Origin of the sequence: Vibrio sp. L3-7, assembly GCF_963898195.1 — a bacterium.
GTDB lineage: Bacteria > Pseudomonadota > Gammaproteobacteria > Enterobacterales > Vibrionaceae > Vibrio > Vibrio echinoideorum.
Genome location: NZ_CAWQUW010000056.1, coordinates 50,080 through 68,131, shown reverse-complemented (window position 1 = coordinate 68,131; position 18,052 = coordinate 50,080). Strand labels below are relative to the sequence as shown.

The window sequence follows — 18,052 nt, the reverse complement described above, 5'->3', positions numbered from 1 at the left end:
CTTGAGAGTGAAGTTGAAGCTAGACGATAGGTCTACGACGGTAGAATAACAGCCCAGGCACAGCTAAGCCAACCGCAAGCCCTGCGATAATGAACATCGATTTCAAAAAGTTCTCCATCAACAAGGCCAATAGTTCTGGGTTATATCCTGCTCGATTAATCTCAACCATGGCAATCATCGCCTTAAAGGCAAACACACCAGGCACCATCGGAATCAATGCTGCGACGGTAAACACTTTAGGGTGTGCCAAGAGCTTATGTGACCAATGGACTCCAATTATCCCTACCAATGTAGCCGCGAAGAACGTCGCCCACTCAATGGGAATGCCGAAATGCATCATCAAATAACGACTACCATGACCAATGGAACCTCCCAACGCACAGTAAATTAGAGCTCGTTGGGGAACATTAAAGACCAACGCGAACCCGACAGCAGGAATCGCGGCAAAAAACATATCGTTGAGTAACCCAACAAAAAGTTCAAAAATACTCATTAGTTTACCCATCCCCAAACATCTGACAAGCTCATCGCTGCTACAATACCCAAGCTAGTCGCTAAGGTTAATAGACTGGCCATAGTAAAGCGCGCCAATCCCATATTAATGTGGCCTTTAAGCATATCCGCAACGGAGTTAATCAGAGGAAATCCGGGCACGAGCATCAATACTGAAGAAGCCATCACGATGGTGGGTTGACCTCCAATATTGTAAAGCACAGCTTGAGCGGAGATAGTCGTGGTAACGAAAGCCGTAATGGCAAAATTCAATAACGGATTGAAGTGACGATGACCGATCTCTTGTCTCACAATCATACCGCAAGCCGAAGCTATAAACGTCATCATAAAGACATGCCAATCTCCGCCAGCAAGACGGCTAAAAGAAGCACACGATAATCCTATCATTACGACAACTAACCAACGGTTGTAGCGTTCAGGGCTAATGTTTTGAATCTTTCTATAAGCCATTCCATAATCAAGAATTCCCTTCTCCATCATGATACAGACTCGCTGAATATCAGTGATCACTTGCATGTTGATACCACGATCAGCACAGCTTCGAGTCGTCGTAATACAGTGATCATCCATTACCGTTGTCACAACAAGCGCATTGGCAGACAGTGCAACTTCTACTTCATCGACTCCACAAGCAATACCGATACGACGCATGATATCGCCGACTAGTGTGCTCTCTGCGCCATGTGCCAATAACATTTGTCCTGATTGAGCGACGAGTCTTGAGATCGCTCTTTGTTTTGATGCCATGATTTCCTTCCCATAGGCGTTAATTATATAAGGATAAATTTTGCATAAAAAACAACGTGACGTCATGATTTAGATACAAAAAAACCGCAATTTTCATTGCGGTTTAACAAAACTATCAGCGTATCTTAGAAAAAGCGACCAAAGTGCTTATAAGAAACAACGAGGATTAGTCACGAACATAGATAACATGGCCGTCATCTTCTTCGTCATCCCAGTCATCCCAATCGTCGTCATCTTCAGTAACGACATTCTTACCGGCCATCGCATCTTTATGGTAGTCATCCCACATAAAGTTAACTTTTTCTTCTTCTTCAATAGCTTCAACTTCACGAGGTAGGTTCTCCATGAACTCACCCAGTTTAAAGCAAAGATCTTTGGTGCCTATTTTGTTCACAGCAGAGATCTTGAAGTACTCGCCTTCCCAACCTAAAGCTTCGACGATTTCTTGAATCTTTTCGTCAGCTTCTTCTTCAGGCATTAGGTCAACTTTGTTGAACACTAACCAACGAGGTTTCTGTGCAACTTTCTCACTGTACTGCTCAAGCTCATCGATGATCGTCAATGCATTCTGAATAGGATCAGAACCATCAATTGGTAAAATATCGATCATGTGCAGAAGAACACGACAACGCTCAAGGTGCTTCAAGAAGCGAATACCAAGACCAGCACCATCAGCTGCGCCTTCGATTAGACCTGGAATATCAGCAACTACGAAGCTCTTTTCAGGAACCACACTCACTACACCCAAGCTTGGGATCAACGTAGTAAATGGGTAATCAGCCACTTTTGGTTTCGCAGCAGATACTGAGCGAATAAAGGTAGATTTACCTGCATTTGGCAAGCCAAGCATACCAACATCAGCTAATAGAAGAAGCTCTAAACGTAGTTCACGAACTTCGCCTTTAGTACCCATTGTCTTTTGACGAGGAGCACGGTTAACAGACGACTTAAAACGCGTGTTACCAAGACCGTGCCAACCACCTTTACCAACCATGACTTTCTTGCCATGTTCAGCAACTTCAGCAACGACTTCATTAGTGTGGATATCAACGGCGCGAGTACCTACAGGTACTTTCATTGTCATATCTTTACCACGTTTACCCGTACAGTTACCACCGCGGCCATTTTCGCCACGCTCTGCATTGTAAAAACGCTGGAAACGGTAATCGATCAGTGTGTTTAAGTTTTCATCCGCTTGAATGTAAACATCACCACCATCACCACCATCACCACCGTCAGGACCACCTTTAGCGATGAATTTTTCGCGCCAAAAGCTTACTGTACCATTACCGCCATCACCGGCTTCTATTTTTACTGATGCTTCATCAACGAATTTCATTTTTTAACTCCGCACTTACGTTGCGTTATCACTCATCAAGGAATGATATAAATTCTAGCAGATCCGTGTTTAGATCGATCACCTAAGATCTAGATCGATCTGCAACCAAGGAACAAATAAGGAGAGGTTCTTTGCTTTCTGTTTCTTAAAAAACAAACGGCTTCTTAAAACTAAACTGTTTATCAAAAACCACACTGCTTCTCAAAACCAAAGCCAGAGCGTCTACTTTTTTATTCTCGCTATAAATAAAAAACCCTGCCGAATCGGCAGGGCTTTTGAATTCAGCTTGAAAGCTATGTAAACATAATCTAATAAAAGATTAAATTACTCAGCTTCGATGCTTACAAACTTACGGTTTTTAGGACCTTTTACTGCAAATTTCACTTTACCTTCAGTAAGAGCGAAAAGAGTATGGTCTTTACCGATGCCAACGTTTGTGCCAGCGTGGAATTTAGTACCACGTTGACGAACGATGATGTTACCTGCAAGAACAGATTCACCACCAAAACGCTTAACACCAAGACGTTTGCTTTCTGAATCGCGGCCGTTATTAGTAGAACCGCCAGCTTTTTTATGTGCCATTGTTAAACTCTCCTAATACTTAAGCGTTAATGCCAGTGATTTTCACTTCTGTGAACCACTGACGGTGACCAGCTTGCTTACGCGAGTGCTTACGACGACGGAACTTAACGATTTTAACTTTATCGCCACGACCGTGTTGTACTACTTCTGCAGTAACTTTGCCACCTTCAACAAGAGGTGCACCAACAGCGATTTCTTCGCCGTTAGCAACAAGAAGAACTTTATCAAATTCTACAGTTGCACCAGTTTCAACGTCTAATTTCTCTAAACGAAGTGTTTGACCTTCGCTTACTCGGTGTTGTTTGCCACCAGATTGGAAAACAGCGTACATATTTTACTCCGCTTTTTCCGCACAGCCTATGGTTGTTAATTGTACAACTCGGGTGTGCGCTAAACTAATCAATAGGGCGCAGATTCTACGGGAATCATGCCGCTATGACAAGCCATATTTTTAAAATATTGGCGAAAACATGTTCGCCAAAGAAAAGTGCGGCAATCATGCCTTTAAGTGATGTATTAATCAACGTTTTTTAGTGTATTATTCAACAATTAAATACAACGTATAAGCCTTACAGGGTCTAACTTCAGCCGGATGAACAATGGATTTTAAAGCTATCCAAACGCTTACTGCCAATGATATGGCAAAAGTGAATGAAACAATTCAAGCCCAACTTAATTCTGACGTAAGTTTAATCAACCAGCTTGGTTTTTATATCGTTAGCGGTGGAGGCAAACGCCTACGCCCTTTGCTTGCTCTTTTATCTGCTCGTGCTCTTGGTTATCAAGGTGAAGCTCATATCACCTCTGCTGCCTTTATTGAGTTTATTCACACAGCAACTTTACTTCATGATGATGTCGTCGACGAATCGGACATGAGACGTGGTAAAGCGACTGCCAATGCCGCTTTTGGTAATGCCGCTAGCGTTTTGGTCGGGGACTTTATTTACACTCGCTCATTCCAGATGATGACGACGCTAGGATCTTTAAGGATCCTTGAGCTAATGAGTGAAGCCGTAAACGTGATTGCCGAAGGTGAAGTTCAACAATTAATGAACTGTAATAACCCGGACACGACAGAAGAAAGCTATATGCAGGTCATCTATTCTAAAACCGCTCGCTTATTTGAAGCTGCGACACAAATCGGCGCTATTCTTACAGAGTCGTCACCAGAAATAGAAACGGCAATGCAGAACTATGGTAAATACCTAGGCACCGCATTCCAGTTGATTGATGATGTGATGGATTACACTGCTGATGGTAAAGAGATGGGTAAGAACGTAGGTGACGATCTTGCTGAGGGCAAACCAACATTGCCTCTACTTTATGCCATGCGCAATGGTACGCCAGAGCAAGCAAGCATGATTCGTGAAGCGATTGAAAAAGCCAACGGCATGGATAAGCTCAAAGATATTCTTGTGGCGATGGAAGAGACAGGCTCTTTAGAATACACAACGAATAAAGCTTATGAAGAAGCAGACAAGGCTATTTCTGAGCTTTCTGTACTTCCTGACTCAGAATATAAGCAGGCATTAACCACGCTCGCTCATCTTGCTGTTAAACGTAGTAAATAATTCAAAGGCACCTACCTTAAAAAAACTACACAGTATAAATAGATAAAAAGAGCCTTGAGGCTCTTTTTTGGTTTTAACTGCACTGAATCTAAATTCAGTATCGGCTCGATTCTAACGATAATGGCTGCTCAGCTTCAATCTCTTCAAGCTCAGCCATTGGCACTGCGTACTGATCATGACCATTGTAAGTCTCTACCAAGGCATATTGCTCTTGTTCATCAATGACCAATATTTTTCCTAAACGCCCCAAAAACTCGACATTCATACCCTTTTGAACACTAGACATGACCTTCCCCTCTACTTTAATCATAAAAGGAACTACGAATGACTTGAGTCCAAGGATCAAAAAAGCCGACCATAATGATCGGCTTCGTCAATTAGATTAAATGGTGTGACGCTTATTTAGCGAACTCAACACCGATTTCAATATCGCCGTTCAACGTTTCAAGCATGCTGTCTAATGCGTTGCGTTCGAAATCACTCAGCTCACCATAGCTAAGGATCGCTTCTGCGCCCTCTTTGCCTAGTTTAACTGGTTGAGCGAAGAATGGTGCGTGCTCGCCTTCACCTTCAACGTATGCACACTCAATAACATTCTCTTCGCCTTGAAGTGCTTTCACTAGAGCAAGACCGAAGCGACAAGCCGCTTGACCCATAGATAGAGTTGCACTGCCGCCACCCGCTTTCGCTTCTACTACTTCAGTACCTGCATTTTGGATACGAGTCGTTAGCGCTGCGATTTCTTCGTCAGTGAACTCAACACCTTCAACTTGAGAAAGAAGAGGAAGAATCGTTACACCAGAGTGGCCGCCGATAACAGGAACACGGATGTCACCTGGATCTTTATCTTTCAGCTCAGCAACGAACGTTTCAGAACGAATCACATCAAGAGTCGTAATACCAAATAAACGACGCTTGTCGTAAACGCCCGCTTTCTTAAGTACTTCAGCAGCGATTGGTACTGTTGTGTTTACTGGGTTAGTGATAATACCAACACAAGCAGTAGGACAAGTAACTGCGATTTTCTCTGCAAGAGACTTAACAATGCCAGCGTTCACATTGAAAAGATCCGCACGATCCATACCAGGCTTACGAGCTACACCCGCAGAAATAAGCACAACATCCGCACCTTCAAGTGCTGGCGTTGGATCTTCGCCCGCGTAACCTTTGATCGAAACAGGCGTTGGGATGTGGCTAAGATCGGCAGCGACACCCGGTGTTACCGGTGCAATGTCGTAAAGTGCAAGATCTGAACCAGCAGGTAGGCGGTTCTTTAGTAGTAGGGCTAGGGCTTGACCGATGCCACCAGCGGCACCAATAACAGCTACTTTCATTGTTATTCTCCTTGAGAGCTTTCTCTTATAGATTCTTTGTAGGGTAGTTCTTGAGCTAATTAAGGCTAAAAAGCTAAATTATGATTAAAAAACTATATTAATCACAAAGTGATTACAATCAATTAACGCTAGCTTTGCGACTTCGCGCAAGTCAATAAAACCGTGCTACACAGCAAGTTCGCATTATGGCGATAATCGACTGAAATAACAAAACAAGTCATCTTAAATGGAATATTATTCTATTAAAAATTTACAGTGATATGACTAACAAATTATTGTGATGTTTTGGCTAAAATTGAATATGTATGCGAGAATATGCAAATATCTTTATTAATAAATAAGAATGACATATGCGCAATACAGAAAAACAAGACAACTTAGTTCGCGCTTTTAAATCTCTATTAAAAGAAGAACGTTTTGGTTCACAAGGTGAAATTGTTGACGCCCTCAAAAATGAAGGTTTTGAAAGCATCAACCAATCTAAAGTTTCGCGTATGTTAACCAAGTTTGGTGCTGTTCGAACTCGCAATGCAAAAATGGAGATGGTTTACTGCCTTCCAGCTGAGCTTGGCGTTCCAACCGTTTCGAGTTCTCTAAGAGAATTAGTACTAGATATTGACCACAACAATGCGTTAGTTGTGATACACACAGGCCCCGGTGCAGCACAACTTATTGCTCGTCTATTAGACTCATTAGGTAAGTCGGAAGGCATACTGGGTGTAGTCGCAGGCGATGATACGATCTTCATTACCCCAACCTTGACAGTAACCACTAAGCAATTGTTCGATTCAGTCTGCGAACTGTTTGAATACGCAGGGTAATTGCTCACAGTTTCATAACTATCAAGCATACTAATGGATCACGAATATCTATTCGCTTCGTGATCCAAATCACATCCTAGAATATCTACCTCCCCGCCCTATTATCCACACTAAACCATTGATTTTAAAAAAATCAGTAGCAAATTAAACACGATATCTAAGCCTCATTTGTTAGATTTATTAGCTATATCTTTTAACATTCGAGTAATTTTCTGCCAATTTTTGATATTATTCAGACACTTTTTCATCACATGGATTGAAAAAGATGCCGTTTCCAAATAGGAAACTCCAGAAGCAACTACACTTGTTTCAGGGTTAATAATGAATAAAGGAAGGGAAATTCATGGCATTTACCAAACTTATTAAAGTTGGTGCTATTGCAGCTGCTGTAATGGGCGCTGGCGCAGTTAACGCTCAAGAGTTCATCACAATTGGTACTGGTTCAGTTACAGGTGTTTACTACCCAACGGGTGGTGCAATTTGTAAGCTAGTGAACAAGGGCCGCAAAGACCACAACATTCGTTGTTCTGTAGAGTCTACTGGTGGTTCAATCTACAACGTTAACACCATCCGTGCTGGTGAACTAGATTTCGGTGTTGTTCAATCAGACTGGCAATACCACGGCTACAACGGTACAAGTAAGTTCAAAGATCAGGGCGAATACAAAAAACTTCGCGCTATGTTCTCTCTACATACAGAACCGTTCAACATCATCGCTCGTACCGATGCAGGCATCAACAATGTGTCTGACCTAGCTGGTAAGCGTGTAAACATTGGGAATCCAGGTTCTGGTGACCGTGCAACGATGGGTGTTGTAATGGACTCGATGGGTTGGACGAACGACAGCTTCAAGCTTGCTTCTGAACTGAAAGGTTCTGAGCGTTCACAAGCACTTTGTGACAACAAGATTGATGCATTCATCTACATGGTTGGTCACCCGAACGGATCAATCAAAGAAGCAACGACTTCTTGTGATGCAAAATTGGTTTCAGCAACCGGTCCACAGATCGACAAAATCGTAGCTGAAAACCCATACTACGCATACAGCACAGTTCCGGCTGGCATGTACCGTGGTACAGATGCTGACGTAAACAGCTTCGGTGTTGCAGCAACAATGGTAACAACTTCTGATGTTTCTGATGAAGTAGCATACAACGTTGCTAAAGCAGTATTTGAAAACTTCGCTACATTCAAACGCCTGCACCCAGCATTTGCTAACCTGAAGAAAGAAGACATGGTTAAAGCGGGTATCTCAATCCCACTTCACCCTGGCGCAGTAAAATACTACAAAGAAGTAGGCCTTCTAAAGTAATTCTACTTTAAGCCTGCTCTACCAATAAGGAGGCATGTCCTCCTTATTGGCTTTTCACGTTTTATAAAAATAATCTAAGTGGAAAGAAACAAACCTTTAAGTTTCTCCAATTTGGCGAACTTACCTTCGTATCAAGCCTAAGACAAAGACGAACAAAACGCATTTTCCTGTCAATTCACTACACTAGATAGGAAATAAATAACGTCTCGTTGTTCGTAAGAAAGGCAGACCATCAATAATAAGGATAAAGTACATGACGCAGACAACATCACCGTCTCCAGATGTGCAAGAAATGGTGGCACAATCAGACACTGGTGCGCGTAGCCCTCGCGGTTTCCAAGGTCGTATTTTATGGTTTGTGCCTCTATGTTGGTCACTGTTCCAACTTTGGTATGCATCTCCGCTGCCGTTCATTTTTAACTTCGCAATTTTAAACGACACTGAAGCTCGAGCAATTCATCTTACGTTTGCCATCTTCCTAGCCTTTACCGCTTACCCAGCCATGAAAAATTCACCTCGGGATAGAATTCCTGCGGTCGACTGGATATTAGCGCTGGTTGGTAGCTTTTCAGCTTCGTATATCTATATTTTCTATACTCAACTCGCTGAACGTTCAGGCGCACCAACAACATTCGATATTGTTGCTGCTGTATTTGGTATGGTTCTACTGCTTGAAGCAACACGACGCGCTTTAGGTCCACCTCTTATGGTTGTGGCTGCAGTGTTCTTACTTTACACCTTTGGCGGTCCACACATGCCAGACGTTATCGCCCATAAAGGTGCAAGCCTGAACAAGGCAATGTCGCATCTGTGGCTAACAACTGAAGGTGTATTCGGTGTTGCTCTTGGCGTCTCTACGTCATTCGTATTCTTGTTTGTACTGTTTGGTGCAATGCTAGAACGCGCGGGCGCAGGTGCTTACTTCATCAAGGTTGCGTTCTCTTTACTTGGCCACATGAAAGGCGGCCCAGCGAAAGCAGCCGTTGTTGCATCTGGCTTATCCGGTCTTGTGTCTGGTTCATCTATCGCTAACGTGGTAACCACGGGTACTTTTACGATCCCTCTAATGAAAAGAGTCGGATTCTCAGGTGAAAAAGCCGGTGCTGTAGAAGTTGCCGCTTCAACCAATGGTCAATTAACTCCACCAATCATGGGTGCTGCTGCATTCTTGATGGTTGAATATGTGGGTATCTCGTATGTAGAAGTGATTAAAGCGGCGCTATTGCCTGCTCTTATCTCTTACATCGCCTTGATTTACATTGTTCACTTAGAAGCATGTAAAGCAGGTATGACTGGCTTACCTCGTCGTCACACACCCACTATCGTACAAAGCTTACTTTCATTCACAGGCACCATTCTTGGGCTATGTGTCATCAGTGCTGCGGTTTACTACGGTGTCGGCTGGACGAAAGATGTTTTTGGCGATGCAGCGACACCTATTGTTACCGTTGCTCTATTGATCTCTTATGTAGCCTTGGTTCGAGTATCAGCAAAATATGCCACTGAAAGTGGCATGGACATCGATGCTGAACTAACAGAAGTACCCGATCCAGGCCCAACCATTAAATCTGGCCTGCACTTCCTACTGCCTATCGTGGTTCTTGTTTGGTGTCTGACTGTAGAGCGATTCTCTCCAGGTCTATCTGCGTTTTGGGCAACTGTATTCATGATCTTCATTTTGATCACACAGCGTCCTTTGATGACTCTGATGAACAAATCGGACGATCTTGCAGAGCAGACTAAAGCGGGCTTTGTTGACTTACTAGAGAGCTTGGTTTCAGGCGCACGTAACATGATCGGTATCGGCGTAGCGACAGCGGCTGCGGGTACGGTTGTCGGCGTGGTGACTCTGACGGGTATCGGCTTGGTAATGACGGACTTCGTTGAGTTCATCTCAGGCGGTAGCATCATTCTTATGCTGCTATTCACTGCGGTAATCAGCTTAATCTTAGGTATGGGCTTACCAACAACGGCGAACTACATCGTTGTATCAACGCTGATGGCTCCGGTAATTGTTACCTTAGGCGCGGCGCATGGCCTGATCATCCCTCTGATTGCAGTTCACTTATTCGTGTTCTACTTCGGTATATTGGCTGATGATACACCACCAGTAGGTTTGGCAGCCTTTGCGGCCGCCGCGATTGCAAAATCAGACCCGATCCGTACTGGTATTCAAGGCTTTACCTATGATATTCGGACCGCGATCTTGCCATTCATGTTCATCTTCAATACCCAACTACTGTTGATGGGCATTGATTCTTGGTGGCATCTATTCCTCACTATCTTCTCTTCTGTGACCGCGGTACTTATCTTTGCAGCTGCAACGCAAGGTTGGTGGTTTACCAAGAACAAATGGTGGGAAACGATCCTATTATTGGTTCTAACTTTCTCTTTCTTCCGCCCTGGCTTCTGGTGGGACATGATTTATCCAGAGAAAGTTCTTTCACCTGGAGTTGAGATCGCTCAAATCACAGAAGGTCTATCTGTGGGACAATCTCTTGAGTTAAGAGTGGGTGGCGAAAACTTAGAAGGTAACTATTCTGAGAAGACGGTTCGCCTTCCATTTGAAGATTCTGCGACAACAAGTGAAGACCGCATTGCTTCAATGGGCTTAATGCTGACACAAGCTGACGACAAAATGATTGTTGATATGGTTGAGTTTGGTAGCCCAGCAGAAGCCGCTGGCATTGACTTTGATTGGGAAATTAAATCAGTTATCCAAGACGCAGAAAGACCGATGAAAGAGTGGGTCTTCTTACCTGCCCTACTGATTTTGATTGGTTTAGCAATGAACCAAAGAAGGCGTGCTCGTAAGGATGAGATTAGCGCGTAATGGATAGAGCCAAGTAACGCTCTACTCTATTTGGCTTTTTTACTACATGGAAAAGATAATTACAGCGCTTAGTGTGTACTAAGCGCAGCTCAAAAAGAGACGAATACATGTATAGACAAATCCTTGTTCCCGTTGATCTAAACGACAAAGGCTTTTCTGATAAAGCAGTTGAGCTAGCGGTATGGCACGCAAAACACAGTAATGCGCAAATCCACATTCTGAATGTTCTTCCAGGCATTCATATGTCGATGGTTGCGTCTTACTTCCCGAAAGACGCGGCGAACCAAATGAAGCTTGATGTTAAAAATCAGCTGAAAGAGTTTGCAGACAAACACATCGATGATGAAGTCGTGTATAAGGTTCACGTTGCCGAAGGCAAAACCTACACAACGATTCTAGATTACGCAGAAAAACTTGGTGCCGACCTTATCGTCATGCCTAGTCATAAACGTTCGAAGATCGATAAAGTGGTACTGGGTTCAGTGGCAAGCAAAGTCGTACAGAACTCACCAATCAATGTATTGGTCGTTAAGCCTCAAGGCTAACCCGCCCAGTAAACGTTAAGATAAATACCTAAAAAGGTTGGCCTAAAGCCAACCTTTTTTATTTCTGAGACGACTTAAGTAACACCCGCTAAGTCGCTCTTATCATGAACCTACTAACCTACTAACTTACTAACTTACTAACTTACTAGATTCTGCGACTTACCCGCGACAAATGCCTCGATGTTGTCCATTAAAATATCCGACAACTTTTGAATTGCACTATCACTGCCCCATGCGACGTGAGGTGTTAGTAACAAGTTTGGTAAATGACTATTAGCCAACAATGGATTCGAGTTGTCTGCGGGTTCTTGTGTGAACACATCCATACCCGCACCCGCAATCTCGTGATTGTTTAAAGCGTCAACCAAGGCTTGTTCATTCACTAATCCTCCACGACCCGCATTAATCAAAACCGCAGTTGGTTTCATCAATGTTAGCTCTCGCACTGAAATCAGGTCTCGGGTCGCTTCGGTCAATGGACAATGTAAGCTGATTGCATCTGCTTGTTGTAACACCGTATCAAAAGGCAGATATCCCTCTCGACAAGAATCGGCCCCTTTACGTTCTGCAAAGATGACGTTCATACCAATCGCTTTAGCCAATGTCGCCGTTGCTTGTCCTAAGCCACCACTACCGATTAAGCCTAATGTACTGCCTGCAACATCTTGAATCGGATGAGTAAAGAAACAGAACTGTTTATCCTTTTGCCACTCGCCAGATTCAATATCCTGATGGTAACCAACAAGGTTTCGCTTTAATGCAAACAGCATCGCGATAACATGTTCAGGCACCGATTGAGTCGCATAGCCTTGCACATTGGTAACGGCGATATTCTTGCTATTACAGTAACTAACATCGACATTGTTCACACCCGTCGCAGAAACGGCTATTAACTTAAGTTGTTGTGCTTGAGACAAATTCGATTTGTTAAGTACGACCTTGTTGGTAATAACCACGTCAGCGCCTTCAACTCGCTCAGGCACTTGCTCTGGTGCCGTGAAGTCATACTCAACCCATTGATGTTCAAAGCTGAGAGGTTTTAAATGAATTTGAGATGGGATGGTGGCTCGGTCGAGAAAGACCACTTTCAACTTCGGCATTGTACGTCCTTGAATTTATGTCAATTAAATCATTCTAAGCTTTTAGGTTACTGTAGTCTGGAAGCTCGGGCGCAATTTCAAAGTGCTGTTCAATTTGTGATGATGCTTTAGGGTAAAAATCACATGGAACAAAGGCTGTGAAGAGTTGGTCATTCGCTGGATGATAAAAGCTCAGTTCACACGCGTGCAAAGCTAACCTGTCGCTATATTTAAACGCGTCTGGCGTTGCATAAAACTCATCACCCACAATTGGAAAGCCGAGCTCCATACAATGCACACGCAATTGATGGGAACGACCCGTGATAGGAAGCAGCTTCAACAGTGTGGTTTGAGGCTCTTGTTGTTCGACGACATAACGAGTCTGAGATGATTTGCCATCTTCAAAACACACTTTTTGTCTTGGTCGATTTGGCCAATCACAAATGAGTGGCAAATCAATCAAACCTTCTGCTTCTTCTACTGAACCCCATACTCGGGCGTAATAGAGTTTGTGTGTCAGTCGATATTGAAATTGCTTCTTCAAATGACGCTCAGCTTGTTTGTGTTTAGCGAGCAGCATCAATCCCGATGTCGACATGTCCAGTCGATGTACAACCTGAACCTCCGGAAACTCGACAACCAACCGACTCCACATACTGTCGTAATGCTCTGGTAACCTGCCCGGCACAGAAAGCAGACCCGAAGGCTTGTTCACAACTAGAATATCGTCATCTTGATAAACAATATCAATCCAAGGTTCACGCGGTGGTACGTATTGTTCTAATGCCATTCCAGCCTCTAGTTACGGTTGAATAATAATTTACGGTTAACTTGTTTATAAAAAAATACAATTCCCATCATTTTTGTACATAAAAGTTGACGACCTTACAAAACATGGTATTGATAGGGTAACGGAAAATAAGAAGTCAGCATCAAAGGAAAAATGATGGAAAGTACGGTTAAAACAACCACAAAAGAAGCACAAACCTCTGCCCCCCTATCAACTTTAATTAAGTCTCTTGGCCCAGGTATTATGATGGCTGCAGCAGCTGTAGGAGGATCGCACTTAGTTGCATCCACTAAAGCTGGTGCCATTTATGGTTGGCAACTTGCCGCTCTTATTATCCTCGTAAACATATTTAAGTACCCATTCTTCAGAGCCGGTATCCAATACACACTAGGAACGGGTCAAAGCTTGGTGGAAGGTTACTCTAACCTAGGCCGCCCATACCTTGTGATCTTTTCGATACTGAGTGCTATTTCCGCAGTCGTGAATACCGCAGCCTTGCTGTTATTCAGTGCAAGCCTACTTAGCTACTTTATTCCTTTTGATTTAGCCACCAGCACCTTATGCATGATTGTTTTAGCAACGTGTTTGGTCATTCTATTTGCGGGTCACTATCGAGCTCTTGATACGCTATCTAAAGCGATCATGGCGATCCTGACTATCACCACTCTAGCTGCTGTGGCTATCGCTATTGGCTCTCCAGTCGAACCTGACGCTGCATTTATTCCACCGTCGCCTTGGTCATTGGCTGCTATTGGCTTTATCGTGGTAACCATGGGTTGGATGCCTGCGCCTATCGAGATATCAAGCATCACCTCAATGTGGCTAAAAAGCCAAAAAGAGAAACAAGAAGTGACCGCTCAATCAGCATTGTTTGATTTCAACGTAGGCTACATTGGTACGGCATTACTGGCGCTGGTATTTGTCGCGTTAGGCGCCCTAGTACTTCACGGTTCAGGTGTTGAACTGTCTCGCTCAGGTGTTGGCTTCACTCATCAATTAGTCGGCATCTACGCCTCGACAATTGGCGAATGGTCTCGTCCATTAATCGCACTTATCGCCTTTTTCTGTATTTTTGGCAGTACCATTACCGTTATCGATGGCTATTCACGTGTGCTTGCAGAATCACAGCGCCTGTTATTGAAAAAAGAATCGAGCCCAAGAATGCTGCAAGGCTGGATCATCATTGTTTCTATCGCGGCATTGGCAATTGTGATGTTCTTCAGCGCAGCACTGATGCCAATGCTCGATTTTGCGATGGTACTTGCGTTTGTAACTACGCCATTCTTCGCCCTACTTAACTTCATCTTGGTAAACAAAGCTAAGCTTCCGGAAGCGCTTGCGATTGGTCCAAAACTAAAATGGTTATCGATAGCTGGTCTTACTTACTTGTTTGGTTTCTTAGCTCTATTCGTTTGGTGGAAATGGTTGATGTAATCAGCTCTCCAAATTATTAGCCAAACTCTTAAACGAACTATTAACCAAACGGTTAACCAAGCTACAGATACAAATAAGGCCTTCGTAATGAAGGCCTTATTTCGTTAAAGCGTTAAGCTAGCGATATGCTAGTTCTTGGCTTAGTTGTGAGAAACCACAATCAAACGTAGTGAATCTAACTGAAACTGTGCTTTGCTGATGTAACCCGTCAGTTCATTGATTTGAGCTTCGATAACCTCTAGCTCTTCATCACGAATATTAGGGTTCACGGCTTTAAGCGCTTGTAGACGCTCTAATTCACCGTTGAGGTTGGTTTGCATGTCTCTTTGAGCTTGTTCACGCACTTCTTCCACTTTAGGAACCACGTGCGCCTCACCTGCTTCGATAAGCTTATGAATCTCACCTTGTACCGAGTTCACTAGCTTGCTCGCCAAGTGACGGTTCACAGGGCTTAGCTGGCGGTTAAAGCTGTCAAACTCAACCTGAGCTGATAAGTCGTTACCACGACCATCCATCATCAAGCGAATTGGTGTCTTAGGTAAGAACTGACTGATACCGCTGCGCTTTGGCGCTTGCGCATCAACAAGATAAACCAACTCAAGCAGGATAGTACCAACAGGTAGCGCTTTGTTTTTCAGTAGCGATACCGCTGATGCACCAACACCTTCACTCAATAGCAGATCAATACCGCCCTGAATCATTGGGTGTTCCCAGCTAATAAAGTTCATGTCTTCACGAGAAAGTGCAGTTTCACGATCAAACGTGATGGTTGCACCTTCATAAGGTAGGCCTGGGTAGCTTGGAACCATCATGTGCTCAGATGGTGTTACCACTAGAGCATTTTCACCTTTGTCGTCTTGGTTCAAACCAATGGTATCAAATAGGCTCAGAGCGAAACTGACTAGGTTAGTGTCGCCGTCAGTAGACGCAATTTTCTCTGCAATTTCATGCGCTTTTTCGCCGCCGTTGGAATGCATCTCGAGTAGGCGATCTCGGCCCTTTTCTAGATCTGATTTCAGGCTTTGGTTTAGCTTGGCAGACTCTTCAATTACTTCATCAAGTTGCTCGGTATTACCAGAAGCTAGCATTTCGATTAGAACATCAGAATACTTATCGTAAACCGTGCGACCTGTTGGACAAGTCTCTGCAAATGCGTTCAGACCTTCATCGAACCAACGCGCTAGAATCGCTTGCGATGTGCCTTTTAGGTAAGGAACATGAATGTCGATATCACGAAGCTGACCGATACGATCCAAACGACCAATACGTTGCTCAAGCAAGTCTGGGTTGAACGGAAGATCGAACATCACTAACTGGTTTGCAAACTGGAAGTTACGACCTTCAGAACCGATTTCACTACAAATAAGAACCTGAGCACCGCCCTCTTCTTGAGCAAAGTAAGCCGCTGCTTTATCACGCTCTAGAATCGACATGCCTTCGTGGAATACCGTTGCACGCACGCCTTCACGCTCACGCAGAGCTTGCTCTAATTGAAGAGCCGTACTCGCACGCGAAGCAATCACTAGGATCTTTTCGCTACGCTTGTCTTGGATCTTTTCAATCAACCAGTTCACTCGTGAATCGAACTGCCACCAGCTTGAGTCTTCACCTTCAAACTCTTGGAAAATCTCTTCTGGGTACAGCATCTTCATCGCACGAGCTTCAGGGGCCATTTTGCCACCGATCATGCCTGATACACGCATAGAGGTTGTGTACTGCGTTGGAATGTCCATCGGCAGTAGGTTTACATTACGCTTAGGGAAGCCTTTGATTGCTGCACGCGTGTTTCTAAATAGAACACGACCAGTACCATGGCGGTCCATCAGGTTATCAATTAGCTCCTGGCGCGCTAACGTTTGTTCTTCTTCGCTGCTATCACCTTCGATGATACGGAACAAAGGCTCAACATCTTGCTCAGAAAGAAGCTCTGTAATCTGATTTTTGGCGCTATTTTCAAGCTTCACGCCTGAGAACAATGCCGTGACTGCATCAGCAACAGGCGCGTATTGATCTTCTTCTTCAACGAATGCTTCGTAATCATAGAAACGGTCAGGATCAAGCAGACGCAGACGGGCAAAGTGACTCTCACGACCAAGCTGTTCCGGTGTTGCGGTTAACAGTAGTACACCAGAGGTATTTTCAGCCAAACCTTCAACCACTTGGTATTCGCGACTTGGTTTGTCTTGGCTCCACTCAAGGTGGTGCGCTTCATCGACAACCAACAGATCCCACTCACCTTCAAGTGCTTGTTCGTAGCGCTTGCGGCTCTTACGTAGGAAATCCAAAGAACACAGAACGTATTGTTGTGTATCGAATGGGTTATCCGATTCGGCAAAGGCTTCAATACAGCGCTCTTCATCGAAGATCGAGAAGTGCAGGTTGAAACGACGCATCATCTCAACTAACCATTGGTGTTGAAGAGTTTCAGGCACCACAATCAGAATGCGATCAGCGCGACCAGATAAGACTTGTTGGTGGATGATCATACCCGCTTCGATTGTTTTACCTAAGCCAACTTCATCAGCAAGTAAAACACGTGGAGCATGACGGCGACCGACTTCATGAGCAATGTACAACTGATGAGGGATCAAGCCAGCACGCATACCACACAAGCCACGCATTGGGCTTTTGTGTTGTTGGTATTGGTTGCTTAACGCGCGGTAACGTAGGACAAAGTTATCCATACGATCGATTTGCCCCGCGTACAGTTTGTCTTGCGGTTTGTTAAAGCGGATTTGATTGCTTAAGAATATTTCACGCAGAGTCACCTCTGTTTCTTGGGTATCTTCGCGAGTACCTAAGTAAGTCAGCAGCCCTTTATCTTCGATAATTTCTTCGACAGATAAAGACCAACCTTCTTGGCATTCGATGACATCGCCTATATTAAACGTTACTCGGGTTACGGGAGCATCAGTACGTGCGTACACACGATTTTCTTCTGACGCTGCAAACATTACTGTCACTGTTCGAGCATCCATTGCTACAACGGTACCTAAACCTAAATCGCTCTCCGTATCGCTTATCCAGCGTTGCCCCAAAGCAAATGTCATGAATCGACTACCTCAATCTTATAGTTGGAATTTGGTCATTTGAACTGCAATTTTAAACAGGAACGTTTTCGCTCCTGAATTAAAAATATAGCCAAAGATGCC

At 44.0% G+C, this 18,052-nt stretch carries 16 protein-coding genes; 6 read left to right on the top strand and 10 right to left on the bottom strand.

Features of this window, described 5'->3' with window-relative positions; translation table 11 throughout:
- Positions 1-19: 19 nt before the first annotated feature.
- The 5 genes from AACW75_RS22030 to rplU all read right to left on the bottom strand — a co-directional run bounded on the left by AACW75_RS22030 (position 20) and on the right by rplU (position 3,512).
- The gene (locus AACW75_RS22030; protein ID WP_186437177.1) at positions 20-493 is read right to left on the bottom strand and encodes a threonine/serine exporter family protein; all 474 of its coding nucleotides are present in this window, start codon (positions 491-493) and stop codon (positions 20-22) included.
- Positions 493-1,260, bottom strand: coding sequence for a threonine/serine exporter family protein (locus tag AACW75_RS22025; protein WP_145569920.1), 768 nt, complete (start codon positions 1,258-1,260; stop codon positions 493-495). Before AACW75_RS22025 ends, AACW75_RS22030 begins: the two co-directional genes overlap by 1 nt.
- Before the next feature lie 166 nt (positions 1,261-1,426).
- On the bottom strand, positions 1,427-2,599 hold the full coding sequence (gene cgtA, locus AACW75_RS22020) for an Obg family GTPase CgtA (RefSeq protein WP_017073047.1): 1,173 nt from the start codon (positions 2,597-2,599) through the stop codon (positions 1,427-1,429).
- A gap of 324 nt (positions 2,600-2,923) precedes the next feature.
- Complete coding sequence (rpmA, locus tag AACW75_RS22015; RefSeq protein ID WP_004735905.1) at positions 2,924-3,181, bottom strand: 50S ribosomal protein L27; 258 nt, start codon at positions 3,179-3,181, stop codon at positions 2,924-2,926.
- A gap of 19 nt (positions 3,182-3,200) precedes the next feature.
- The gene (gene rplU / locus AACW75_RS22010; RefSeq protein WP_004740823.1) at positions 3,201-3,512 is read right to left on the bottom strand and encodes a 50S ribosomal protein L21; all 312 of its coding nucleotides are present in this window, start codon (positions 3,510-3,512) and stop codon (positions 3,201-3,203) included.
- Between the two features lie 268 nt (positions 3,513-3,780).
- Between rplU and ispB the strand changes: the two genes are divergently transcribed.
- Complete coding sequence (ispB, locus tag AACW75_RS22005) at positions 3,781-4,752, top strand: octaprenyl diphosphate synthase (protein ID WP_017073046.1); 972 nt, start codon at positions 3,781-3,783, stop codon at positions 4,750-4,752.
- A gap of 94 nt (positions 4,753-4,846) precedes the next feature.
- On the opposite strand, the gene AACW75_RS22000 is transcribed toward ispB, so the two are convergent.
- Positions 4,847-5,038, bottom strand: a complete 192-nt coding sequence (locus AACW75_RS22000) for a hypothetical protein (protein WP_145569922.1) — start codon at positions 5,036-5,038, stop codon at positions 4,847-4,849.
- A 112-nt stretch (positions 5,039-5,150) separates the two neighbouring features.
- Positions 5,151-6,086 (bottom strand): malate dehydrogenase, encoded by a 936-nt coding sequence (mdh, locus tag AACW75_RS21995; protein ID WP_009847834.1) that lies wholly within the window; start codon positions 6,084-6,086, stop codon positions 5,151-5,153.
- A gap of 350 nt (positions 6,087-6,436) precedes the next feature.
- Between mdh and argR the strand changes: the two genes are divergently transcribed.
- The 4 genes from argR to AACW75_RS21975 all read left to right on the top strand — a co-directional run bounded on the left by argR (position 6,437) and on the right by AACW75_RS21975 (position 11,597).
- Entirely contained in the window at positions 6,437-6,907 is a 471-nt protein-coding gene (argR, locus tag AACW75_RS21990; RefSeq protein WP_017073044.1) for a transcriptional regulator ArgR, read from the top strand.
- Positions 6,908-7,250: 343 nt separating this feature from the next.
- A complete protein-coding gene (locus AACW75_RS21985) occupies positions 7,251-8,219 on the top strand; it encodes a TAXI family TRAP transporter solute-binding subunit (RefSeq protein WP_017073043.1) in 969 nt (322 codons plus the stop codon).
- 253 nt (positions 8,220-8,472) lie between these two features.
- Complete coding sequence (locus AACW75_RS21980) at positions 8,473-11,052, top strand: TRAP transporter permease (protein WP_145569923.1); 2,580 nt, start codon at positions 8,473-8,475, stop codon at positions 11,050-11,052.
- A 107-nt stretch (positions 11,053-11,159) separates the two neighbouring features.
- Complete coding sequence (locus AACW75_RS21975; protein WP_029224773.1) at positions 11,160-11,597, top strand: universal stress protein; 438 nt, start codon at positions 11,160-11,162, stop codon at positions 11,595-11,597.
- 137 nt (positions 11,598-11,734) lie between these two features.
- On the opposite strand, the gene AACW75_RS21970 is transcribed toward AACW75_RS21975, so the two are convergent.
- Both AACW75_RS21970 and rluA read right to left on the bottom strand, forming a co-directional pair.
- Positions 11,735-12,697 (bottom strand): D-2-hydroxyacid dehydrogenase, encoded by a 963-nt coding sequence (locus AACW75_RS21970; RefSeq protein ID WP_145569925.1) that lies wholly within the window; start codon positions 12,695-12,697, stop codon positions 11,735-11,737.
- 34 nt (positions 12,698-12,731) lie between these two features.
- Positions 12,732-13,466 (bottom strand): bifunctional tRNA pseudouridine(32) synthase/23S rRNA pseudouridine(746) synthase RluA, encoded by a 735-nt coding sequence (rluA, locus tag AACW75_RS21965; protein ID WP_145569927.1) that lies wholly within the window; start codon positions 13,464-13,466, stop codon positions 12,732-12,734.
- A gap of 156 nt (positions 13,467-13,622) precedes the next feature.
- Here rluA and AACW75_RS21960 point away from each other — a divergent pair, with 156 nt between their 5' ends.
- Positions 13,623-14,900: an NRAMP family divalent metal transporter gene (locus AACW75_RS21960; protein ID WP_145569942.1), complete on the top strand. Its 1,278-nt coding sequence runs from the start codon at positions 13,623-13,625 to the stop codon at positions 14,898-14,900.
- A 140-nt stretch (positions 14,901-15,040) separates the two neighbouring features.
- On the opposite strand, the gene rapA is transcribed toward AACW75_RS21960, so the two are convergent.
- Positions 15,041-17,950, bottom strand: a complete 2,910-nt coding sequence (rapA, locus tag AACW75_RS21955; RefSeq protein ID WP_145569929.1) for an RNA polymerase-associated protein RapA — start codon at positions 17,948-17,950, stop codon at positions 15,041-15,043.
- Positions 17,951-18,052: the final 102 nt, after the last annotated feature.